Raw genomic sequence first — 19,453 nt, 5'->3', positions numbered from 1 at the left:
TTCCGGCCGTTACTGGCCGAGCGCGCCCTCGTCCACGTCGAAGCTGTCCTGGCTCACGATGTGGTCGACGGTGCTCAGGGTGTCGTCCACCTTGAGGTCGCCGAGCCCGGTGTTCTCCGCGGCGTGGGACGGGGTGAGGGCGGCCACCACGAATCCGGTGGCGAGGCTGGCGATGGCGAGCATGCTGCGCTTCTTCATGCCGTGATCAACTGCCGGACCGCCCGAGGGGTCACGCTGTACGGGTTTCGGCCAGTCGAACCAACAGGATCGAACGTGGCCGTCCCAGCCCTTCCAACAGACTCGGACACGTCCTACCGTGATCGCGCACCGGTGCCCGTCCCTGTCCACCGCGAGCCGGAGGAACGTCGACGATGCGTCACCCTCGTCCCCGCACGCACCACATCCGAGCAGCCGCCCTACTCCTGACGGCACTGTTGAGCGCGGGCGGTCTCGCCGCCCCGGCCACCGCCGCACCCCCTCCTGCGGCCCCCGCCGAGGACCTGGCGCCCACCCCGCCGATGGGCTTCAACAACTGGAACTCCACGCACTGCCGGGCCGAGTTCAACGAGGACATGGTCAAGGGCATCGCCGACCTCTTCGTGACCGAGGGCCTCAAGGACGCCGGGTACCAGTACGTCAACCTCGACGACTGCTGGGCGCTCCCCCAGCGGAACGCCGACGGCAAGCTCGTCCCGGACCCCGTCCGCTTCCCGCACGGCATCTCGGCGGTCGCGGACTACGTCCACGCCAAGGGCCTCAAGCTCGGCATCTACACCAGCGCCGGCACCAAGACCTGCGACGGCGCAGGCTTCCCCGGCGCGCTGGGCCACGAGGAGAGCGACGCCCGGCAGTTCGCGGACTGGGGCGTGGACTACCTGAAGTACGACAACTGCAACAACCAGGGCGTGGACGCCCAGCAGCGCTACCGCACCATGCGCGACGCCCTGCGGGCCACCGGGCGCCCGATCGTCTACAGCATCTGCGAGTGGGGCCAGAACAAGCCCTGGGAGTGGGCCTCCGACGTGGGCCAGCTCTGGCGCACCACCGGGGACATCAGCGACAACTGGGGCTCGATGCTCTCCATCCTCAAGCAGAACCTCCCCCTCGCCCCGTACGCCGGTCCCGGGCACTTCAACGACCCCGACATGCTGGAGGTCGGCAACGGCGGGATGACCGACACCGAGTACCGCTCGCACTTCTCGCTCTGGGCGGTCATGGCGGCCCCGCTGCTCATCGGCACCGACCTGCGCAGCGCCTCCCCCGCGACCCTGGACATCCTGGGCAACAAGGAGGTCATCGCGGTCGACCAGGACCCGCTGGGCCGGCAGGGCACGGTGGTCTCCAGCGAGGGCGGCCGCTGGGTGGTCGCCAAGGAGATGGCGGACGGCAGCCGCGCGGTCGCCCTCTTCAACGAGTCCGGAACCGCACAGCGCGTCGCCACCAGTGCCGCCGCCGTGGGACTGCCCCGCGCCCCCGGCTACACCCAGCGCGACCTCTGGCAGCACCGCGACACCAACACGGCCGGCACCATCGCGGCCACCGTCCCGGCCCACGGCACCGTGCTGCTCCGGGTGTCGGCCGACGGCCACTGGGCGGAACATCCGCCCGCCGTCGAACTCGGCCTTACCGAGACCCCGTTCATCGAGCGGGACACTCCGGCCACGCTCACCACGACCGTCACCGGCCTGGGCCGCACCCCGGCCCGCGAGGTCTCGGCCGCACTGACCGGCCCGGACGGCTGGGCCGTACGCGCCCTCTCTTCCAGCACGGCGGCCACCCTGCCCAACGGAGCTTCGCTGCGCACCCGTTGGCGGGTGACGGCGCCGCCGGGGACGCCGGTCGGGTCGTACTCCTTCTCGCTGCGCGTGCGGTACCGCTCGCCCGCCGGGGAGCGGGTCACCAGTGCGCTGCCGGTCACCGCGTCCGTGGTGGTGCCGCCGCCTGCCGGGACCTCGTATGCGAGCGACCTGCCGTGGCTGTCGGCGGTCAGCGGGTGGGGGCCGGTGGAGCGGGACACCAGCAACGGGGAGGCCGCGGCGGGCGACGGCTCTCCGCTCACCGTCGGCTCCACGGTGTACGCCAAGGGACTCGGGGTGCACGCGGCCAGTGAGGTCGCGTACTACGCCGGGCGGCACTGCGAGAAGGTCACCGCCGAGGTCGGCGTGGACGACGAGAAGGGCGTGAAGGGCAGCGTGGCGTTCGAGATCTGGGCGGACGGGGTGAAGGCCGCCTCGACGGGCGTGCTGACCAACGCCGACTCGGCCAAGCCGCTCACCGCCGAGGTCACCGGCGCGCGGGTGGTGCGGCTGGTCGTCACCGACGGCGGCGACGGCACCGACTCCGACCACGCGGACTGGGCGGACGCCCGGCTGAGCTGCTGAACCGGCCGTGGCCACGGGGGCGTTCCCCGTGGCCACGCGCGGCTTCTAGACTCCGGCGGCGGTCGCGTCCGGCCGGAGGGCCAGCGCGGCGGCCGCGGCGCCGACCAGGCCGGCGTCGGTGCCCATCCGGGCGGGCACCACGGTGAGCCGCTGGACGAAGGAGAGGGTGGCGTAGTCCGCGAGGGCCTTGCGCAGCGGAGCGAAGAGCACGTCGCCCGCCTTGCCGACGCCGCCGCCGATCACCGCGATGTCGATCTCGACCAGGGTCGCGGTCGCCGCGATCCCGGCCGCGAGGGCCTGCGCGGCCCGCTCGAAGGAGGCCACGGCGACCGGGTCGCCCCGGCGGGCCGCGTCCGCCACGGCGGCGGCGGAGGTGTCGCCGTCCGGGCCGGGCCGCCAGCCGTCCGCCAGTGCCCGGCGGGCGATGTTGGGACCGCTGGCCAGACCCTCCACACAGCCGCGCGCGCCGCACGGGCAGGGCTCGCCGTCCAGGTCGACGCTGATGTGGCCGATGTGACCGGCGTTGCCGGTGGGTCCGGGGTGCAGTCGGCCGCCGAGGACCAGTCCGCCGCCGACGCCGGTGGAGACCACCATGCACAGGGCGTTGTCGTGGCCGCGCGCGGCGCCCTGCCAGTGCTCGGCGGCGGTGATGGCGACGCCGTCGCCGATCAGCTCGACCGGCAGGCCGCCGGTCGCCGCGCGCACCCGCTCGACGAGCGGGAAGCCGCGCCAGCCGGGCACGTTGACCGGGCTGACGGTCCCCGCCGAGGCATCCACCGGTCCGGCGCTGCCGATGCCGACCATGGAGGCGCGTCCCCACAACGGCGAGGCGGCGAGGTCGCCGAGCACCTGCTCGACGGCCCGCATGACCGTTTCGCCATCCTGACGCGCGGGCGTCGCGCGCTGGGTGCGCGCCTGAATCCGGCCATGGCCGTCCACCAGCGCACCGGCGATCTTGGTACCGCCGATGTCCAGGGCCGCCACGAGGTCGGTGTGCATCTGAGTCTGGTCTCCCCGTCGAGCCGTAAGTGGTGATGTGGTGGGCGTCCCCGGCCTGGTCGCGGTGGGGGCGCGGGCGGGGACGGCGGTGGACAGTCTCTCGCGCACCTGACAACGTTGTCCAGGTTCTATGCTCGACGCCACATGCCGGTACCGGCCTTTGATTCCCCGCAGTACCCCGTAGTACCCCGCTCCAGCCCGCGTCACCCTCCGGACAACCCGCGTCACCCCCGGACAACAGGACAGGACACCGCACCGTGCCCGAGACCACCCGCCGAGCAGACCGCGCCAACGGCAGCCCTTACGGCAACCGGCCCACCATGAAGGACGTGGCCGCCCGGGCCGGGGTCGGCCTGAAGACGGTGTCCCGCGTGGTCAACGGCGAGCCGGGCGTCACCCCGGACACCGAGCGGCGGGTGCGGGAGGCGATCGAGGCGCTGGGATTCCGGCGCAACGACAGCGCGCGCGTACTGCGCAAGGGCCGTACCGCGAGCATCGGCCTGGTGCTGGAGGATCTCGCGGACCCGTTCTACGGGCCGCTCAGCCGCGCCGTCGAGGAGGTGGCCCGCGCGCACGGGGCGCTGCTGATCAACGGGTCCAGCGCGGAGGACCCGGAGCGGGAGCAGGAGTTGGCGCTGGCGCTGTGCGCGCGGCGGGTGGACGGTCTGGTGGTGATCCCGGCCGGGGACGACCACCGGTATCTGGAGCCGGAGATCCGGGCGGGCGTGGCCACGGTGTTCGTGGACCGGCCGGCCGGGGGCATCGACGCGGACGTCGTCCTGTCGGACAACTTCGGCGGCGCCCGCGACGGGGTGGCCCATCTGATCGCGCACGGCCACCGCAGGATCGGCTTCATCGGCGACATGCCCCGCATCCACACGGCCGCCGAGCGGCTGCGCGGCTACCGGGCGGCGATGGAGGACGCGGGGATACCGGTCGCGGAGGGCTGGATGTCGCTGGGGGCGACCGATCCGGAGCGGGTGCGGCGGGCCACCGAGGAGATGCTCGCCGGACCCGACCCGGTCACCGCCGTCTTCACCGGCAACAACCGGGTGACGGTCACCGTGATCCGGGTCCTGGCCGAGCACACCCGGCCGGTCGCCCTGGTCGGGTTCGACGACTTCGAGCTGGCCGACCTGCTCCAGCCGGGCGTGACGGTCGTCGCCCAGGACGCGGCCGCCCTCGGCCGCACCGCAGCCGACCGTCTCTTCCAGCGCCTCGACGGCGCCCTGGGCACCCCGGAACGCCTCGAACTCCCGACCCGGCTGATCACGCGCGGCTCGGGCGAACTGCCCCCGGCGGACTGAGGGCGCTACTGGGGGCGGACGGCCGCCAGTTCCTCCAGCTCGGCCCGGCTCAGCCCGCTCGCGGCCGTCACCTCCGCGCCGTCCAGGGCGCCGCAGTGCAGGCCCCGGAGCAGATAGCCGCTCAGCGCCCGTGCGGTGGCGGGCTCGTCCAGCACAGCCCCCTGGGTGCGCGCGCTGTAGGCAGCGAGCCGGGCCGCAGCCGCCGCGAACCCCTCGCGGTAGAAGGCGAAGACGGCCGCGTACCGGGTCGGCAGATGACCCGGGTGCATGTCCCACCCCTGGTGGTAGGCGCGGGCCAAAGCGCGGCGGGTGAGCCGGTAGTGCAGCCGCCAGGCGTCGTGGACCTGCGCGGTCGGGCCGACCGGCAGCACGTTGGTGGAGCCGTCCGAGACGCGTACGCCGGTCCCGGCGGCGGCGACCTGCATCACCGCCTTGGCGTGGTCGGCGGCGGGGTGGTCGGGGGCCTGGTGGGCGGCGGAGACCCCGAGGGCGGCGCTGTAGTCGAAGGTGCCGTAGTGCAGTCCGGTGGCCCGGCCTCCGGCGGCCTGGATCATACGGGCGACGGTGGCCGTGCCGTCGGTGGCGAGGATCGCCTGGCTGGTCTCGATCTGGATCTCGAAGCCGAGCCGCCCGGCCGCCAGCCCGTGCGCCCGCTCGAAGGCGTCCAGCACCCGAGCGAACGCGCCGACCTGCTCGGCGTACGTCACCTTCGGCAGCGTCAGGTTCAGCCCCTCGGGCAGCCCCCCGGCCGCCAGCAGCCCGGTGAGGAAGACGTCGAGGGTACGGATGCCCCGCTCCCGCACCCCCGCCTCCATGCACTTCACGCGGACACCCAGGTACGGGGGCGCGTCCTTCGCGAGCAGCCGGGCGGCACGGGCGGCGTCCTCGTCCTCCTCGGCGTCCGGCAGGTGCCCGTACCCGTCCTCGAAGTCGACGCGCAGATCCTCGACGGGTTCGCGCTCCAGCTTGGCCCGGACCCGGTCGTACACCGGCCCGGCGAGTTCCCCGTCCAGCCCGAGCACGGCCGCGAACGAGCCCGCGTCCGGGGCGTGTTCGTCGAGCGCGGCCAGCGCCCGGTCGCCCCACTCGCGCACGGTCCCCGCGCCGAAGGCATCACCGGGCACGTACACGGTGTGCACGGGCTGACGCGTGCCGGGGTCGCCGGGGTACCGGAGCGCCAACTCGGCGTCCACGGGCGCGAGAAGCCCGTCGACCTCCTTGCCGACCTCCGCGCCGAGACTCGTCCTCACATGCTCCTGCCGACCCATCCCGCACCCTCCGGCCTCGACACACCGTCGACGGACGCTATCCAGGGCGATTCCGGCGGGTCAACAACAGGGCGAGGCCCCCGCGACCGTGTCGGTCGCGGGGGCCTCGTCCGGCGCCGTGGGGGTCAGCCCTTGCGGGTCTTGACTTCCTCGGTGAGCTGGGGGACGACCTCGAAGAGGTCGCCGACCACGCCGTAGTCGACCAGGTCGAAGATCGGGGCCTCGGGGTCCTTGTTGACCGCGACGATCGTCTTCGACGTCTGCATGCCGGCGCGGTGCTGGATGGCGCCGGAGATGCCGTTGGCGATGTAGAGCTGCGGCGAGACCGACTTGCCGGTCTGGCCGACCTGGTTGGTGTGCGGGTACCAGCCGGCGTCGACGGCGGCACGCGAGGCGCCGACGGCGGCACCGAGCGAGTCGGCGAGGGCCTCGATCAGCGCGAAGTTCTCCGCGCCGTTGACGCCACGGCCACCGGAGACCACGATCGCGGCCTCGGTCAGCTCCGGGCGGCCCGTGGACTCGCGCGGGGTGCGGCCGGTGACCTTGGTGCCGGTCGCCTGGTCCGAGAAGGACACCGACAGGGCCTCGGCCGCGCCGGCGGCCGGGGCGGCCTCCACGGCGGCCGAGTTCGGCTTGACCGTGATGACCGGGGTGCCCTTGGTGACCTGGGACTTGGTGGTGTACGACGCGGCGAACACCGACTGGGTGGCGACGGGACCCTCGGCCCCGGCCTCCAGGTCGACGGCGTCGGTGATCAGACCGGAGCCGATGCGCAGCGCCAGACGGGCGGCGATCTCCTTGCCCTCGGCGGAGGACGGGACCAGCACGGCGGCCGGGGAGACGGCCTCGACGGCGGCCTGGAGCGCGTCGACCTTGGGGACCACCAGGTAGTCGGCGTACTCGGAGGCGTCGTCGGTGAGTACCTTCACCGCGCCGTGCTCGGCGAGGGCGGCGACGGTGTCGGCGGCGCCGTTGCCCAGGGCGACGGCGACGGGCTCGCCGATGCGGCGGGCCAGCGTCAGCAGCTCCAGGGTGGGCTTGCGGACGGCACCGTCCACGTGATCGACGTAGACGAGGACTTCAGCCATGGGATTGCTCTCCTGCGTAACGAAGTTGAGGGGCGGTCGGCGGGTTGCGGGCCCTTAGATGAACTTCTGGCCCGCGAGGTACTCGGCGAGCTGCTTGCCGCCCTCGCCCTCGTCCTTGACGATCGTGCCCGCGGTGCGCGCCGGGCGCTCGGTCGCGGTCTCGACCTTGGTCCACGCGCCCTCGAGACCGACCTCCTCCGCCTCGATGTCGAGGTCGGACAGGTCCCAGGACTCCACCGGCTTCTTCTTGGCCGCCATGATGCCCTTGAACGACGGGTAACGCGCCTCGCCCGACTGGTCCGTCACGGAGACCACGGCCGGCAGGGACGCCTCGAGCTGCTCGGAGGCGGCGTCGCCGTCACGGCGGCCCTTGACGGTGCCGTCCTCGACCGAGACCTCGGAGAGCAGCGTGACCTGCGGGACGCCCAGACGCTCGGCGACCAGCGCCGGAACGACGCCCATGGTGCCGTCGGTGGAGGCCATGCCGGAGATCACCAGGTCGTAACCGGCCTTCTCGATGGCCTTGGCCAGCACCAGCGAGGTGCCCATGACGTCGGTGCCGTGCAGGTCGTCGTCCTCGACGTGGATCGCCTTGTCGGCACCCATCGAGAGCGCCTTGCGCAGCGCGTCCTTCGCGTCCTCGGGGCCGACGGTCAGCACGGTGACCTCGGCGTCGTCCGCCTCGTCCGCGATCTGCAGGGCCTGCTCCACCGCGTACTCGTCGAGTTCGGAGAGCAGACCGTCCACGTCGTCGCGGTCGACGGTCAGGTCATCGGCGAAGTGCCGGTCGCCAGTGGCGTCGGGCACGTACTTCACAGTGACAACGATCCTCAAGCTCACGCCGGCTCTCCTACTGCATCGTCTTTTCCGGGCTGCCTCTTGAAGTGCAGCATAGGCGCCTCAAGCGGCCGATCGCGGTCGGGGCGTCCGCGCGCTCCGACCGAAATATTACTCGTCAGTACATCCAGTTCCTGCCCGCTAAGCAAGCGCTTTGAACTGTGACCTTCGCAACGCAGCGTAACCGGAACTCGACGGCTCCACCGAGCCGGGGCCCAACCCGCTCAGTCCCGCAGGGCGTTGAAGCGTCCCTGGTGATAGAGCAGCGGACGGCCGTGGCCGGACGGGTCGCCGAGCAGTACCTCGGCGAGCACGATCCGGTGATCCCCGGCCGGTACCCGGCCCACGATCCGGCACACCAGCCAGGCGAGCACGTCGTCCAGCACCGGCACCCGCTCGGGCCCCTCGCGCCACGCGGTGGCCGCCCCGAAGCGGTCGGCGCCGCTGCGGGCGAAGGTGGCGGCGAGGTCGCTCTGGTGCTCGGCGAGCAGATGCACACCGACGTGGTCGGTGCGCTCGATGGCGGGCCAGCTCGACCCGCCGGTGCCTATCCCGAAGGAGATCATCGGCGGCTCGGCGGAGACCGAGCTGAGCGAGGTGGCGGTGAAGCCGACCGGGCCGTGCTCGCCGCGCGCGGTGATCACCGCGACACCGGCCGCGTGCCGGCGGAAGACGGAACGCAGCAGGTCCGGCGAGGCGGGCTGACGGGAACCGAGGCCGGGGGTGGCCGTCATGGGGTCGTCCTTCTGCTGACGGGGGCGAGCTGGTGAGGTCCGGTGCTGTTCAACGGGCCCGGCAGCGGGCGCTCCCGAGGCGGCCCGGTCCGCCGGGGGCGACCGGTCCGCCGGGGGCGACCGGTCCGACGAGAAGGTGTTCGATCGGCACCGGGCCAGGCTGACGACAGACGGCGGGCGCAGTCAAGTCGCCGCCGGGGCGCCCGGGAGCGCTCAGCCACCGTGCCGCCCGTCGACGGCGTCGCCCAGCGCGGCGATGACATCGGCCCTGCGTGGCTGCCCCTGGGCGCGCCGCACGACCGCTCCCTTCGCGTCGAGGACGAGCACGGTGGGGGTCTTCAGGACGCCGAGTTCGCGCACGAGTTCCAGCCGGGCCTCCGCGTCGATCTCGACGTGGGCGACGCCGGGCACCATCCGGGCGACCTCGGCGAGGGTGCGCCGGGTGGCCCGGCAGGGCGCGCAGAAGGCGGAGGAGAACTGCACGAGGGTGGCCCGCTCCCCCGGTTCGCCGCCGAGGTCGGCCGCCGTCAGCCGCCGTACGTCGTCCGCCCCGCCCACCTGTCTCCTCCACCCTGCCGCCATGGCGGCGCCGCTCGTCCGGTCCGTCCTCAACACCAGCACATCGAGGGCCGAATGGATTCCCCGCCTCCGAAAGAGGGGGTCAGGGGCGGACGTGACGAGGATCTCGCCGCCACGGGGCACCAGGACTGGTCACCCGTCCGTTCTTGGGGCACGATCTGCGAGAGCCGTAAACCTACGGCTCCGTAACTTCCCGCCGGGAGCCCCCTTTCCCGAGCAGAGCAGAAAGGGACCACCCCGCTTATGGCAGAGCTGGTCTACCGTCCCGTCGTCGGTCTCGCCAAGACGATGTTCAAGGTCTGGGACCTCAAGATCGACTGCCAGGGGTCGGAGAACATCCCGCGCTCCGGCGGTGCCGTCCTGGTGAGCAATCACATCAGCTACCTGGACTTCATCTTCAACGGCCTGGCCGCGCTGCCGCAGAAGCGCCTGGTGCGGTTCATGGCCAAGGAGTCGGTGTTCCGGCACAAGGTGTCGGGCCCGCTGATGCGCGGCATGAAGCACATCCCGGTCGACCGCGAACAGGGCGAGACGGCGTACGCGCACGCGCTGGAGTCACTGCGCGCCGGGGAGATCATCGGGGTGTTCCCCGAGGCGACGATCTCGCAGTCCTTCACGCTGAAGAGCTTCAAGTCCGGTGCCGCGCGCCTCGCGCAGGAGGCCGGAGTCCCGCTGGTGCCGATGGCGGTGTGGGGCACCCAGCGGCTGTGGACCAAGGGCCGGCCGCGCAACTTCAAGCGCAGCCACACCCCGATCACCATGCGGGTCGGCGAGGCGCTGGAGGCGTCGCGCGAGCAGTACGCGGGCGCGATCACCCGCCGGCTGCGCGAGGGCGTCCAGGAGTTGCTGGACGCCGCCCAGCGCGCCTACCCGGCCCGCCCGAAGGGCGCCGAGGACTCCTGGTGGCTCCCGGCCCACCTGGGCGGCACGGCCCCGACGAACGAGCAGTTGCGCGCGGCCGAGGCCCTCTGAGACGACGACGGCCCGGCCGGACGATTCCCCGTCCGGCCGGGCCGTTCTTCTGTCTTGAGCGGGCCCTCAGCGGGCCATCTCCTCCTTGAGCGCCGCCACGAAGGTGTCCACGTCGTCCTCGGTGGTGTCGAAGGCGCACATCCAGCGGACGTCACCGGCCGCCTCGTCCCAGAAGTAGAAGCGGAACCGCTTCTGCAGCCGGACGCTCACGTCGTGCGGGAGCCGGGCGAAGACGCCGTTGGCCTGCACCGGGTGCAGGATCTCCACACCGTGCACCGCGCGGACGCCCTCGGCGAGCCGCTGGGCCATCTCGTTGGCGTGCCGGGCGTTGCGCAGCCAGAGGTCCTTGGCGTACAGGGCCTCCAACTGCACGGAGACGAAGCGCATCTTGGACGCGAGCTGCATGGACAGCTTGCGCAGGTGCTTCATGTGCGAGACGGCGTCCTGGTTGATGACGACGACCGCCTCGCCGAACAGGGCGCCGTTCTTCGTCCCGCCCATCGAGAGGATGTCGACGCCGACCGCGTTGGTGAACGCCCGCATGGGGACGTTCAGCGAGGCGGCGGCGTTGGATATCCGGGAGCCGTCCAGGTGCACCTTCATGCCGTGCGCGTGGGCGTGCTCGCAGATCGCGCGGATCTCCTCGGGCGTGTAGAGGGTGCCCAGCTCGGTGGACTGGGTGATCGAGACGACCTGGGGCATCGCCCGGTGCTCGTCGTCCCAGCCGAACGCCTGCCGGTCGATCAGCTCGGGGGTGAGCTTGCCGTCCGGGGTGGGCACGGTGAGCAGCTTCAGCCCGCCCATCCGCTCGGGCGCGCCGCCCTCGTCCACGTTGATGTGCGCGCTCTCGGCGCAGATCACCGCGCCCCAGCGGTCGGTGACCGCCTGGAGCGCGACGACGTTGGCCCCGGTGCCGTTGAACACCGGGAACGCCTCGGCGGTGGCGCCGAAGTGGCTGCGGATGATCCGCTGGAGGTTCTCGGTGTACTCGTCCTCGCCGTAGGCGACCTGGTGGCCGCCGTTGGCCAGCGCCACGGCGGCGAGCACCTCGGGGTGCGCCCCGGCGTAGTTGTCGCTGGCGAAACCGCGAACCTGCGGGTCGTGGTGGCGACGGGCGTCGGTCCTGGGAGGGTTCACGGCTTCTCGGTCAGCCACAGACGGTTTCCGTTCACTTCGGCGGCGGGCCGGTCCCAGACGCCCTCGATGGCCTCGGCCAGCTCCTTGACGTCCGTGAAGCCCGCGAACTTCGCGCCTGGCCGCTCCGCGCGCATCGCGTCGTGCACCAGCGCCTTCACCACCAGGATGGCAGCCGCGGCCCGCGGTCCGTCCTCGCCCCCCGCCTTGCGGAAGCCGTCGGCCATGGCCAGCGTCCACGCCTCGGCCGCTGCCTTGGCGGCGGAGTACGCGGCGTTCCCCGCGGTCGGCTTGGACGCGCCGGCGGCACTGATCAGCAGGTAGCGGCCGTCACCGGCGCGCTGGAGCGCGTCGTAGAAGGCCAGCGAGGTGTGCTGGACGGTACGGACCAGCAGCTTCTCCAGCAGGTCCCAGTCGGCGAGGTCGGTGTCGTCGAACTTGGCGCCGCCGCGCCAGCCGCCGACCAGGTGGACCAGGCCGTCGACGCGGCCGAACTCCTTCTCGATGCCCGAGGCCCAGGCGCGGGTGGAGTCGAGGTCCAGCAGGTCGACCGTCTCGCCGGTGACCGTGGCGCCGCCGTTGGCGTAGCGGGCCGCGTCCACGGCCTCCGCCAGCCGGGCGGGGTCGTTGTCCGCGCCGACCACGGTCGCGCCCGCCTCGGCGAGCCTGATCAGGGTGGCCCGTCCCGCCGGTCCGCCTGCTCCGGCGACCGCGATCACCGCGCCCCGAAGAGCCCCGTTCTGCATCGTCTTCCCTTCTCCCACTGCCGTGTCGTCGCGGCGGTCGCTCACGCGGCGATCCGCTCGGCGCCGTCCGCGGTGATGCCCTTGGTCTCGGCGATCACATTCTTCAGCTTCTTGGCCAGTGCCTCGTAGAACATGCTCAGCGGAAACTCGTCCGGGAGCACGTCGTCGACCAGCTTGCGCGGCGGCAGGCTCAGGTCGAGGGCGTCGGGGCCCTTGGCCCACTTGGAGCCGGGGTGCGGGGAGAGGTAGGAGGCGACGAGCTCGTACCCGGCGAACCAGTGGACCAGCTTGGGGCGGTCGATGCCGTCGCGGTAGAGCTGCTCGATGTCGGCGCAGAGCTGGTTGGTGACCTGCGGGGCGCGCTCCCAGTCGATGGCGAGCTTGTTGTCGGTCCAGCGGACCACGTCGTGCTTGTGCAGGTAGGCGAAGAGGAGCTGGCCGCCGAGCCCGTCGTAGTTGCGGACGCGGTCGCCGGTGACCGGGAAGCGGAACATCCGGTCGAAGAGCACCGCGTACTGCACGTCACGGGCCTGCGGGACGCCGTCCGCCTCAAGCTTCACGGCCTCCTTGAAGGCGGTGAGGTCGCAGCGCAGCTCCTCCAGGCCGTACATCCAGAACGGCTGGCGCTGCTTGATCATGAAGGGGTCGAACGGCAGGTCGCCGTGGCTGTGGGTGCGGTCGTGGACCATGTCCCAGAGCACGAACGCCTCTTCGCAGCGCTTCTGGTCGTGCACCATCGCGGCGATGTCCTCGGGCAGCTCCAGGCCCAGGATGCCGACGGCGGCGTCGGTGACCCGGCGGAAGCGGGCGGCCTCGCGGTCGCAGAAGATGCCACCCCAGGAGAAACGTTCCGGCGCCTCGCGGACGGCGATGGTCTCCGGGAAGAGGACGGCGGAGTTGGTGTCGTAGCCAGCCGTGAAGTCCTCGAAGGTGATGCCGCAGAACAGCGGGTTGTCGTACCGGGTGCGCTCCAGCTCGGCCAGCCAGTCCGGCCAGACCATGCGCAGCACGACCGCCTCGAGATTGCGGTCCGGGTTGCCGTTCTGCGTGTACATCGGGAAGACGACCAGGTGCTGGAGGCCGTCCGCGCGGCCGGCCGCCGGCTGGAACGCCAGCAGCGAGTCCAGGAAGTCCGGCACCTCGAAGCCGCCCTCGGCCCAGCGACGCAGGTCGGCCACCAGCGCGTGGTGGTAGGCCGCGTCGTGCGGGAGCAGCGGAGAGAGCTCCTCCACCGCGTCCACGACCCGATCCACGGCCGCCTCGGCCTCGGCCCGCCCGGGGGCGCCCTCGGCGGTGAAGTCGATCGAGCCGTCCTTCGACTGCCATGGCCGGATCTGCTCCACCGCGGCCTTGAGAACGGGCCACGCCGGGTGCTCGACCACCCTGGTCAGCGAAGGAACCTGTCCCTCCGGACCGGCCTGCACAAGAATTTCCGTCATGTCCCATCCTCCACGGGAGAACCTCGCGTATGGACACCGTATGCATACCCCGTTTTGCCGAACAAGAGGGGGATCGGGAAATTATTCTGCGCGGCCGCATGGTGACCGCTGTTTTTCCCGCCTCAAACCGTGACCACGCTCACTTTCACTTGGAGTCCTCAGGCGGTCCAGGAGCGTGACCGGGCGCCCCGTTCCGGCCATAAAGCGCCCGGCGCCGCGCCGGGAACTCCGCGATCGCCCAGGTGGGGGCATCGCCGTTAGGCTGCGAGCCAGGCGTGCGGACGACGACACTCCGTCGGGTCCGCGAAAGCCGATCCGCCGTCGACGGAAGCGAGTTGAACCTTGAACTTCCTTACCATCGGGCACCGTGGGGTCATGGGTGTCGAGCCCGAGAACACGCTCCGTTCCTTCGCCGCCGCCGAGCGGGCCGGGCTGGACCTGATCGAACTCGATCTGCACCTGAGCAAGGACGGTGCGCTGATCGTCATGCACGACGCCGCGGTGGACCGCACCACGGACGGCACCGGGCAGATCGCCGAGAAGACCCTCGCGGAGCTGCGCGCCCTGGACGCGGGGCGGGGCGAGCGGGTGCCGGTGTTCGAAGAGGTGCTGGACGCGGTCCGGGCGCCGATCCAGGCCGAGATCAAGGACGTGGCCGCCGCGAAGGCGCTGGCGGAGGTGATGCTCCGGCGGGACCTGGTCTCCCGCGTGGAGGTCATCTCCTTCCACGACGAGGCGCTCGCCGGGATCTCCCGGCTGGTGCCGGGGGTGCGCACCGCGCTGGTGGCCGAGCACTACGGCCCCGAGGTGGTGGACCGCGCGGTCGCGGTCGGCGCGGCGACCCTCTGCCTGGACGTCCGCCGGCTGACGCTGGAGGTAGTGGAGAAGGCGCGCGCGGCGGGGCTCAGGGTCTTCGCCTGGGTGGTGAACACCCAGGACGAGCTGCGGCTGGTGCGCGCCCTGCAACTGGACGGCGCGACCACCGACCTGCCGGACATCAAGCGCACCGGCCGCTTCACCGCGTAGACCGGGACACCGTCACACCCACGGCTTCGGCGCGCGGGCCGGGCCGCCGTCAAACCAGCGGCTTGACCAGCAGCTCGAAGCGCAGGTCGGGGCGGCGCGGGATGCCGAAGCGCTCATCGCCGTACGGGAACGGGGTCGTCTCGCCCGTACGGCGGTAGCCCCGGCGCTCGTACCAGCCGATCAGGTCGTCGCGGACCGAGATCACCGTCATGTGCATCTCGGTGGCGCCCCAGTCGGCCCGCGCCAGCCGCTCCGCCTCCGCCATGACCGCCTTGCCCAGGCCCGCCCCCTGGAGAGCGGGGCTGACCGCGAACATGCCGAAGTAGGCGTGCGTACCCCGGTGTTCGAGCTGGCAGCAGGCGACGATCCGGCCCTCCCGCTCCACCACGAGCAGCCTGCTGTCGGGCGTCTTGATGACCTGGCGGACACCCTCGGGGTCGGTGCGCTGCCCGTCCAGGATGTCCGCCTCGGTGGTCCACCCGGCCCGGCTGGCGTCCCCCCGGTACGCTGACTCGACGAGCGCGACGAGGGCGTCCACGTCGGCGTCGGTGGCGTCGCGGAACGTCGGTCCGGTGGGGGTGTCCATGGGGTGTACTCCGATCTGGGCGCGGCTGAACAGGGACGAGCCTAGCCGGGCGACTAGGCTCCGCTCGCATGGTGCATGTACTGGGCAGCCGGACCCTCATCCGCCCCACGGACCCCGATCGCTCGCGTGCCTTCTACGGCGATCAGCTCGGGCTCGCCGTGTACCGCGAGTTCGGGGAGGGCCCCGAGCGCGGGACCGTCTACTTCCTGGGCGGCGGCTTCCTCGAACTGTCCGGCCGGTCGCAGACCCCGCTCGCGCCGTCGGTGCGGCTGTGGCTCCAGGTGCCTGACGCGGCCGCCGCGCACGACGAGCTGGTGGCCGAGGGCGTGGAGATCGTGCGGGCGCCGGTCCGGGAGCCGTGGGGGCTGATCGAGATGTGGATCGCCGACCCGGACGGCCTCCCGATCGTGCTGGTGGAGACCCCTGCGGACCATCCGCTGCGGTACCGGCCGGGCATCTGACACCGCGCTTCAGCCGCGCAGGGCGCCCAGCCGGCCCTCCAGTCCGTCGAGGAGGCCGGCGAGCAGACCGGACAGCTCGTCCTGGCGCTCGGGGGTCAGCACAGCCAACACCGCCTCTTCGTAAGCGAGTTGCTCGGGGAGGATGCCGTCCACGAGGTCGCGTCCGGCGTCGGTGAGGCGGAGGTGGGAGACGCGGCGGTCGCGGGTGTCGCCGCGCCGCTCGACCAGTCCGCGCTGGGTTAGCTGCTTGACCCGCTTGGTCACGGCGGCCCCGGAGGAGAAGGTCTCCCGTGCCAGCTCCCCCGGCGTCAGCTCGTGGCCGGTGCGGCGGAGCGCGCCGAGCAGGTCGAACTCCGCCCGGCTGAGCCCGGCCCGGCGCAGCGGGGCGTCCTCGGCCTGCTGGAGGAGGGCGGCGCAGCGGTTGATGCGGCCGATGACCTCCATGGGCCCGGTGTCCAGCGCGGGGTGCACGGCACGCCACTGCCGGACGACCGAGGCGACGGTGTCGGCCCTCGGGTGCTGGTTTCCGGTGTCCGTCATGGCCGTGTGTCCTCCGTGGTCCCGCTGTCGTGCCGTGTCAGTCCTGCTTCAAGGGTGCGACTCCTCGGTGTCGCACCGCCGCGGCGAGCGTACGGTGTCCGGCCTGCTCGGCGAGCGCGAGGCGTTCGGCGGGGAAGGGGCGCTGCCACCACTCCCCCTGCGCCGCGTCGGTGGTGGCGCGCAGGTCGGTCAGGGCCTGGGCGAGGGCGCGGCGGGCCGCGGGCAGCGCCGGGGGCGCGGGGTGGACCAGCAGGTGCCCGGTGTGCGCGGTCGCGTCTTCGACGGCGGTCAGCGCGTCGTCCACGCGGTCACCGGCCCGCCGGTTGGTGACCATCACGGCGGCGGCGAACCCGGCGAGCGCGCCGACCAGGGTGTCCAGCACCCGCTGGGTGATCAGCGTGCCGGGGTCCTGGAGGTGGGTGAACTCGGTGATGAGCAGCGCCATGGGGGTGACGCAGACCGTGCCGAGCCAGTAGTTGCGGGCGATGAGCGCCTCCGCGCCGAAGCTGCACGCCAGGCAGCACAGGACGAGCGTGACGGGGTGGAGGTGGGTCAGCGGGGTGAGCGCGGCGAAGACGAGCACGCCGAGGAGGTTGCCGACGACGCGCTGGATGCCCCGGTTCCAGGTGAGGGTGACGTTCGCCTGGTAGAGGGAGGCGGCGGTGACCAGGGCCCAGTAGGGGCGGCCCACTCCGAGGGACAGGGCGGCCAGACCGGCCAGCGCGCAGCCCAGGGCGGTGCGGGTGGCCAGGGGGGCCAGGTGCGTGAAGGGGACGCGGGCCGGGCGGGGATGCGCGACGGCCTCGTGAGCGGTTCCGGTCTGCGGTACCGGGCCGGTGCCGCGCAGGGCCTGGGCCCAGGCGCGGAGTCGGCCGGGGTCGGCGTCGGCGGTCTCGGCGCGGAGCAGCAGGTTCTCGAGGGCGCGCCGGGTGGGGTCGGGGCGGGTGCCGGGGGCGCGGAGGGCCTGCCACGCGGTATGCAGGGCGGCATGAGCCGGGGCGTGGCCTTGGTCGGCGAGGTCGGCGAGGTCGGCGGCGGCGCGGAGGGCTGCGGCGACGGCCCGGCGCTCGGGGCCGTGCGGGCGGAGCACTCCGGGGACCATGCAGACGAGCCAGGCCCAGGCGCCGGCCGCGAGGGCCAGTCCGAGGTGGGCGGGGACCTGGGCGAGGGTCTGCGGGACGAACAGGGCGGCGGAGCTGATGAAGGTGACGACGACATTGCCGGGCGGGCCGACTCGGGTGGCCTCGCAGACCGTCTTCTGCGCTGCGGCCAGCAGGGCGCCGACGAGCACCAGGACGACAGGGCCGGGGGTGAGCGCCGAGGCGAGCAGGGCGATGCCGAGTCCGGCCGTCATGCCGAGCACGACCCCGGCGAGGACGCGGGCGCGGGCCGCGTAGGGGCGCTGGTGGGCGTAGAGCGCGCAGAGGGACCCGGCCATCGTGTAGAGGGCGACGTCGAGGTGGCCGAGGGCCAGCAGGAGGAGGTTGGGCGGGGCCGCCGACACGACCACGCTGAGCGCGGGCTTGAACCAGATGGCGGAGGGCCCCTGGAGGCGGAGCGCCTGGATGAGGGGGAGGCGGCGGCTGCTCATACAAATAACTTAACAGGTGTTTCACCAGTAAAAGACTTATCGACGGGCCGCAACCGCCCTGGTCACAAGCCGTGCTCCGGTGAACGCTCCCCGTACACCCCCTTGCGCTCGCGTGCGCTGCGCGTGGCGTGGGCATCGCATCACTCGACACGGCGTCGAACGGGGGTGGTGCGCGTGCACGGACCGGTGTCACCGGCCTGGCTGCTGGTCGCGCTCTGCGCGGCGACCGGCGCCTACTGCCTGCTGCGGATGCGCAGCGGAGTCGAGGAGCAGCGCCGCGCGGCGGGCGGCGAGGCGCTGATGGGCTTCGGCATGGCGGCGATGGCGGTACCGGCCGCGGTGTTCGCCCCGCCGCGCTGGGTGTGGCCGCTGTACGCGGTGGTCTTCGGGCTGGCCGCGCTCCGGGCGCTGTGGTCGGCGCGGCAGAGCGCCCACCATCTGCACCATCTGCTGGGCAGTACGGCGATGGTGTACATGGCGGTGCTGATGACCGCCGCCCCGGCGCACCACCGTCACACGGGCGGCTCCGGCCCGGCGTGGCTGACCGGCGCGCTGCTCCTGTACTTCACCGGCTACGTCCTGCTGACCGGCGCCCGCCTGGTGCCCGTCAGCGCGGGGGGTGGGTCCGGCGCGGTGCGGTGGGGTGACCGGCCCGAGCTGTCGCGGGTGTGCCGGCTGTCGATGGGGATAGGCATGCTGGCGATGCTTCTGACGATGTGACACCCCAAGCGGTGTGCGACGGGCGGGAGTTGCCTGCGTCACTTCGGCGCCGGTGAGCGGTCCGCTGCTCATAGGGTGCTGCCCATGACCGTCCCCGTGGCACTGCTGCTGCTCGGCATCCTGACCTCCGTCGCCGCCCCGCGCCTGCTGGCCGGGGCCGACTGGCCGGACCGGGAGCCGGTGGTGGCGCTGTGGGCCTGGCAGTGCGTGGTGGCCGCCGTCCTGCTGTGCTGCGCGCTGTCGATGACACTGAGCGCGGCGGCGGCCTGGCAGGAGGTGCGCGGCCACCTGTTCAGCGGGGCTCCGCACGGTGTCGTCGAGGCGTACGCCCTCGGCGCCGCCGGTCCCTGGGCCGCACCGACCGCCGTGGCCCTGGCCTGCGGGGGGCTGTGGACCCTGACGATGCTGGCCGGCGAGGTGCTGCACGCGAGGCGCCGCCGACGTGCGCAGCGGACCGAACTCGTCCACCGGGCGCCCCTGTTGCCGGGAGAGGAACCGGGCGGGCGCCTGGTGGTCCTGGAAGGCGAACGTCCCGACGCGTACTGGCTCCCCGGTGCCACACCCCAGCTCGTCGTCACCACGGGCGCCCTGCGCCGCCTCAAGGGCAGCCGCCTGGACGCCCTGCTCGCCCACGAGCAGGACCACGCCCGCTTCCGCCACGACTGGCTGCTGCACTGCTCCGCCGCCCTGGCCGGCGGCTTCCCCCAGGTCCCGGTCTTCGCCGCCTTCCGCGACGAGATGCACCGCCTGGTCGAACTCGCCGCCGACGACACCGCCTCCCGCCGCTTCGGTCGCGTCACCACCGCCCTCGCCCTGGTCGACCTCAACGAGGACCGAGGCGTCTTCGGCCCCTCCCCGACGCCACAGGCGCAACTCCCCCACCGGGTCAACCGCCTCCTGACCGCCCCGCCCCGCCTCCCGGCCCCGCACCGCCTCCGCCTGACGGCAACCGCCGCCCTGGTACCGGTACTCCCGGTGCTCGTCGCTTTCGTTCCGGGGCTGCGGGCGTTGCATTAGGGTCTGGCGCCCGCCGACGCGTCGGGTG

Annotated in this window: 20 protein-coding genes; 7 read left to right on the top strand and 13 right to left on the bottom strand. The window is 72.7% G+C overall.

Features of this window, described 5'->3' with window-relative positions:
• Positions 1-9: 9 nt before the first annotated feature.
• Positions 10-198 (bottom strand): hypothetical protein, encoded by a 189-nt coding sequence (locus ACZ3HQ_RS21125; protein WP_467513032.1) that lies wholly within the window; start codon positions 196-198, stop codon positions 10-12.
• Between the two features lie 173 nt (positions 199-371).
• Between ACZ3HQ_RS21125 and ACZ3HQ_RS21120 the strand changes: the two genes are divergently transcribed.
• Positions 372-2,381 carry an NPCBM/NEW2 domain-containing protein gene (locus ACZ3HQ_RS21120; RefSeq protein WP_467513030.1) on the top strand — a complete coding sequence of 670 codons (2,010 nt, stop codon included), beginning with the start codon at positions 372-374 and terminating at the stop codon, positions 2,379-2,381.
• 45 nt (positions 2,382-2,426) lie between these two features.
• Here the strand turns inward: ACZ3HQ_RS21120 and ACZ3HQ_RS21115 are convergent, their stop codons facing one another.
• Positions 2,427-3,380: an ROK family protein gene (locus tag ACZ3HQ_RS21115; protein WP_467513028.1), complete on the bottom strand. Its 954-nt coding sequence runs from the start codon at positions 3,378-3,380 to the stop codon at positions 2,427-2,429.
• A 257-nt stretch (positions 3,381-3,637) separates the two neighbouring features.
• On the opposite strand from ACZ3HQ_RS21115, the gene ACZ3HQ_RS21110 reads away from it, so the two are divergent.
• Positions 3,638-4,687 (top strand): LacI family DNA-binding transcriptional regulator, encoded by a 1,050-nt coding sequence (locus ACZ3HQ_RS21110; protein ID WP_467513026.1) that lies wholly within the window; start codon positions 3,638-3,640, stop codon positions 4,685-4,687.
• 5 nt (positions 4,688-4,692) lie between these two features.
• On the opposite strand, the gene ACZ3HQ_RS21105 is transcribed toward ACZ3HQ_RS21110, so the two are convergent.
• The 5 genes from ACZ3HQ_RS21105 to ACZ3HQ_RS21085 all read right to left on the bottom strand — a co-directional run bounded on the left by ACZ3HQ_RS21105 (position 4,693) and on the right by ACZ3HQ_RS21085 (position 9,196).
• Positions 4,693-5,955, bottom strand: coding sequence for a DUF6986 family protein (locus ACZ3HQ_RS21105; protein ID WP_467513024.1), 1,263 nt, complete (start codon positions 5,953-5,955; stop codon positions 4,693-4,695).
• A 125-nt stretch (positions 5,956-6,080) separates the two neighbouring features.
• Positions 6,081-7,043 carry an electron transfer flavoprotein subunit alpha/FixB family protein gene (locus ACZ3HQ_RS21100; protein WP_467513022.1) on the bottom strand — a complete coding sequence of 321 codons (963 nt, stop codon included), beginning with the start codon at positions 7,041-7,043 and terminating at the stop codon, positions 6,081-6,083.
• 54 nt (positions 7,044-7,097) lie between these two features.
• A complete protein-coding gene (locus ACZ3HQ_RS21095) occupies positions 7,098-7,883 on the bottom strand; it encodes an electron transfer flavoprotein subunit beta/FixA family protein (protein ID WP_381073847.1) in 786 nt (261 codons plus the stop codon).
• Positions 7,884-8,104: 221 nt separating this feature from the next.
• Entirely contained in the window at positions 8,105-8,614 is a 510-nt protein-coding gene (locus tag ACZ3HQ_RS21090) for a flavin reductase family protein (RefSeq protein ID WP_467513020.1), read from the bottom strand.
• A gap of 213 nt (positions 8,615-8,827) precedes the next feature.
• Positions 8,828-9,196, bottom strand: coding sequence for a TlpA family protein disulfide reductase (locus ACZ3HQ_RS21085; RefSeq protein WP_467513018.1), 369 nt, complete (start codon positions 9,194-9,196; stop codon positions 8,828-8,830).
• A 240-nt stretch (positions 9,197-9,436) separates the two neighbouring features.
• On the opposite strand from ACZ3HQ_RS21085, the gene ACZ3HQ_RS21080 reads away from it, so the two are divergent.
• Positions 9,437-10,165: a lysophospholipid acyltransferase family protein gene (locus tag ACZ3HQ_RS21080; RefSeq protein WP_467513016.1), complete on the top strand. Its 729-nt coding sequence runs from the start codon at positions 9,437-9,439 to the stop codon at positions 10,163-10,165.
• Positions 10,166-10,231: 66 nt separating this feature from the next.
• Here the strand turns inward: ACZ3HQ_RS21080 and ACZ3HQ_RS21075 are convergent, their stop codons facing one another.
• The 3 genes from ACZ3HQ_RS21075 to ACZ3HQ_RS21065 are packed head-to-tail and all read right to left on the bottom strand — an operon-like array spanning position 10,232 to position 13,484.
• A complete protein-coding gene (locus tag ACZ3HQ_RS21075) occupies positions 10,232-11,302 on the bottom strand; it encodes a threonine aldolase family protein (protein WP_467513014.1) in 1,071 nt (356 codons plus the stop codon).
• On the bottom strand, positions 11,299-12,045 hold the full coding sequence (locus ACZ3HQ_RS21070; protein ID WP_467513544.1) for an SDR family NAD(P)-dependent oxidoreductase: 747 nt from the start codon (positions 12,043-12,045) through the stop codon (positions 11,299-11,301). Before ACZ3HQ_RS21070 ends, ACZ3HQ_RS21075 begins: the two co-directional genes overlap by 4 nt.
• A 41-nt stretch (positions 12,046-12,086) precedes the next feature.
• On the bottom strand, positions 12,087-13,484 hold the full coding sequence (locus ACZ3HQ_RS21065; RefSeq protein WP_467513012.1) for a DUF6421 family protein: 1,398 nt from the start codon (positions 13,482-13,484) through the stop codon (positions 12,087-12,089).
• Positions 13,485-13,826: 342 nt separating this feature from the next.
• On the opposite strand from ACZ3HQ_RS21065, the gene ACZ3HQ_RS21060 reads away from it, so the two are divergent.
• Positions 13,827-14,510, top strand: coding sequence for a glycerophosphodiester phosphodiesterase (locus ACZ3HQ_RS21060; protein WP_467513010.1), 684 nt, complete (start codon positions 13,827-13,829; stop codon positions 14,508-14,510).
• Between the two features lie 49 nt (positions 14,511-14,559).
• Here the strand turns inward: ACZ3HQ_RS21060 and ACZ3HQ_RS21055 are convergent, their stop codons facing one another.
• Positions 14,560-15,096: a GNAT family N-acetyltransferase gene (locus ACZ3HQ_RS21055; RefSeq protein WP_467513008.1), complete on the bottom strand. Its 537-nt coding sequence runs from the start codon at positions 15,094-15,096 to the stop codon at positions 14,560-14,562.
• Positions 15,097-15,164: 68 nt separating this feature from the next.
• Here ACZ3HQ_RS21055 and ACZ3HQ_RS21050 point away from each other — a divergent pair, with 68 nt between their 5' ends.
• Entirely contained in the window at positions 15,165-15,557 is a 393-nt protein-coding gene (locus ACZ3HQ_RS21050; RefSeq protein ID WP_467513006.1) for a VOC family protein, read from the top strand.
• A 9-nt stretch (positions 15,558-15,566) separates the two neighbouring features.
• On the opposite strand, the gene ACZ3HQ_RS21045 is transcribed toward ACZ3HQ_RS21050, so the two are convergent.
• On the bottom strand, positions 15,567-16,097 hold the full coding sequence (locus tag ACZ3HQ_RS21045; protein ID WP_467513004.1) for a MarR family winged helix-turn-helix transcriptional regulator: 531 nt from the start codon (positions 16,095-16,097) through the stop codon (positions 15,567-15,569).
• Between the two features lie 37 nt (positions 16,098-16,134).
• Entirely contained in the window at positions 16,135-17,688 is a 1,554-nt protein-coding gene (locus ACZ3HQ_RS21040) for an FUSC family protein (RefSeq protein ID WP_467513002.1), read from the bottom strand.
• A 174-nt stretch (positions 17,689-17,862) separates the two neighbouring features.
• Here ACZ3HQ_RS21040 and ACZ3HQ_RS21035 point away from each other — a divergent pair, with 174 nt between their 5' ends.
• Together ACZ3HQ_RS21035 and ACZ3HQ_RS21030 are read left to right on the top strand one after the other, a co-directional pair.
• Positions 17,863-18,408 carry a DUF5134 domain-containing protein gene (locus ACZ3HQ_RS21035; RefSeq protein WP_467513001.1) on the top strand — a complete coding sequence of 182 codons (546 nt, stop codon included), beginning with the start codon at positions 17,863-17,865 and terminating at the stop codon, positions 18,406-18,408.
• An 84-nt stretch (positions 18,409-18,492) separates the two neighbouring features.
• Complete coding sequence (locus ACZ3HQ_RS21030; RefSeq protein ID WP_467512999.1) at positions 18,493-19,425, top strand: M56 family metallopeptidase; 933 nt, start codon at positions 18,493-18,495, stop codon at positions 19,423-19,425.
• The last annotated feature ends 28 nt before the right edge of the window (positions 19,426-19,453 follow it).

The organism is Streptomyces sp. NPDC018263 (assembly GCF_055562575.1).
This window is presented reverse-complemented; position numbering and strand designations above follow the sequence as displayed.

Coding starts and splice junctions, on each gene's coding strand:
- ACZ3HQ_RS21080 (WP_467513016.1), top strand. CDS start 9,437: ATGGCAGAGCTGGTCTACCGTCCCGTCGTCGGTCTCGCCAAGACGATG.
- ACZ3HQ_RS21065 (WP_467513012.1), bottom strand. CDS start 13,484: ATGACGGAAATTCTTGTGCAGGCCGGTCCGGAGGGACAGGTTCCTTCG.
- ACZ3HQ_RS21030 (WP_467512999.1), top strand. CDS start 18,493: ATGACCGTCCCCGTGGCACTGCTGCTGCTCGGCATCCTGACCTCCGTC.
- ACZ3HQ_RS21040 (WP_467513002.1), bottom strand. CDS start 17,688: ATGAGCAGCCGCCGCCTCCCCCTCATCCAGGCGCTCCGCCTCCAGGGG.
- ACZ3HQ_RS21100 (WP_467513022.1), bottom strand. CDS start 7,043: ATGGCTGAAGTCCTCGTCTACGTCGATCACGTGGACGGTGCCGTCCGC.
- ACZ3HQ_RS21125 (WP_467513032.1), bottom strand. CDS start 198: ATGAAGAAGCGCAGCATGCTCGCCATCGCCAGCCTCGCCACCGGATTC.
- ACZ3HQ_RS21090 (WP_467513020.1), bottom strand. CDS start 8,614: ATGACGGCCACCCCCGGCCTCGGTTCCCGTCAGCCCGCCTCGCCGGAC.
- ACZ3HQ_RS21050 (WP_467513006.1), top strand. CDS start 15,165: ATGGTGCATGTACTGGGCAGCCGGACCCTCATCCGCCCCACGGACCCC.
- ACZ3HQ_RS21085 (WP_467513018.1), bottom strand. CDS start 9,196: ATGGCGGCAGGGTGGAGGAGACAGGTGGGCGGGGCGGACGACGTACGG.
- ACZ3HQ_RS21105 (WP_467513024.1), bottom strand. CDS start 5,955: ATGGGTCGGCAGGAGCATGTGAGGACGAGTCTCGGCGCGGAGGTCGGC.
- ACZ3HQ_RS21120 (WP_467513030.1), top strand. CDS start 372: ATGCGTCACCCTCGTCCCCGCACGCACCACATCCGAGCAGCCGCCCTA.
- ACZ3HQ_RS21055 (WP_467513008.1), bottom strand. CDS start 15,096: ATGGACACCCCCACCGGACCGACGTTCCGCGACGCCACCGACGCCGAC.
- ACZ3HQ_RS21115 (WP_467513028.1), bottom strand. CDS start 3,380: ATGCACACCGACCTCGTGGCGGCCCTGGACATCGGCGGTACCAAGATC.
- ACZ3HQ_RS21070 (WP_467513544.1), bottom strand. CDS start 12,045: ATGCAGAACGGGGCTCTTCGGGGCGCGGTGATCGCGGTCGCCGGAGCA.
- ACZ3HQ_RS21045 (WP_467513004.1), bottom strand. CDS start 16,097: ATGACGGACACCGGAAACCAGCACCCGAGGGCCGACACCGTCGCCTCG.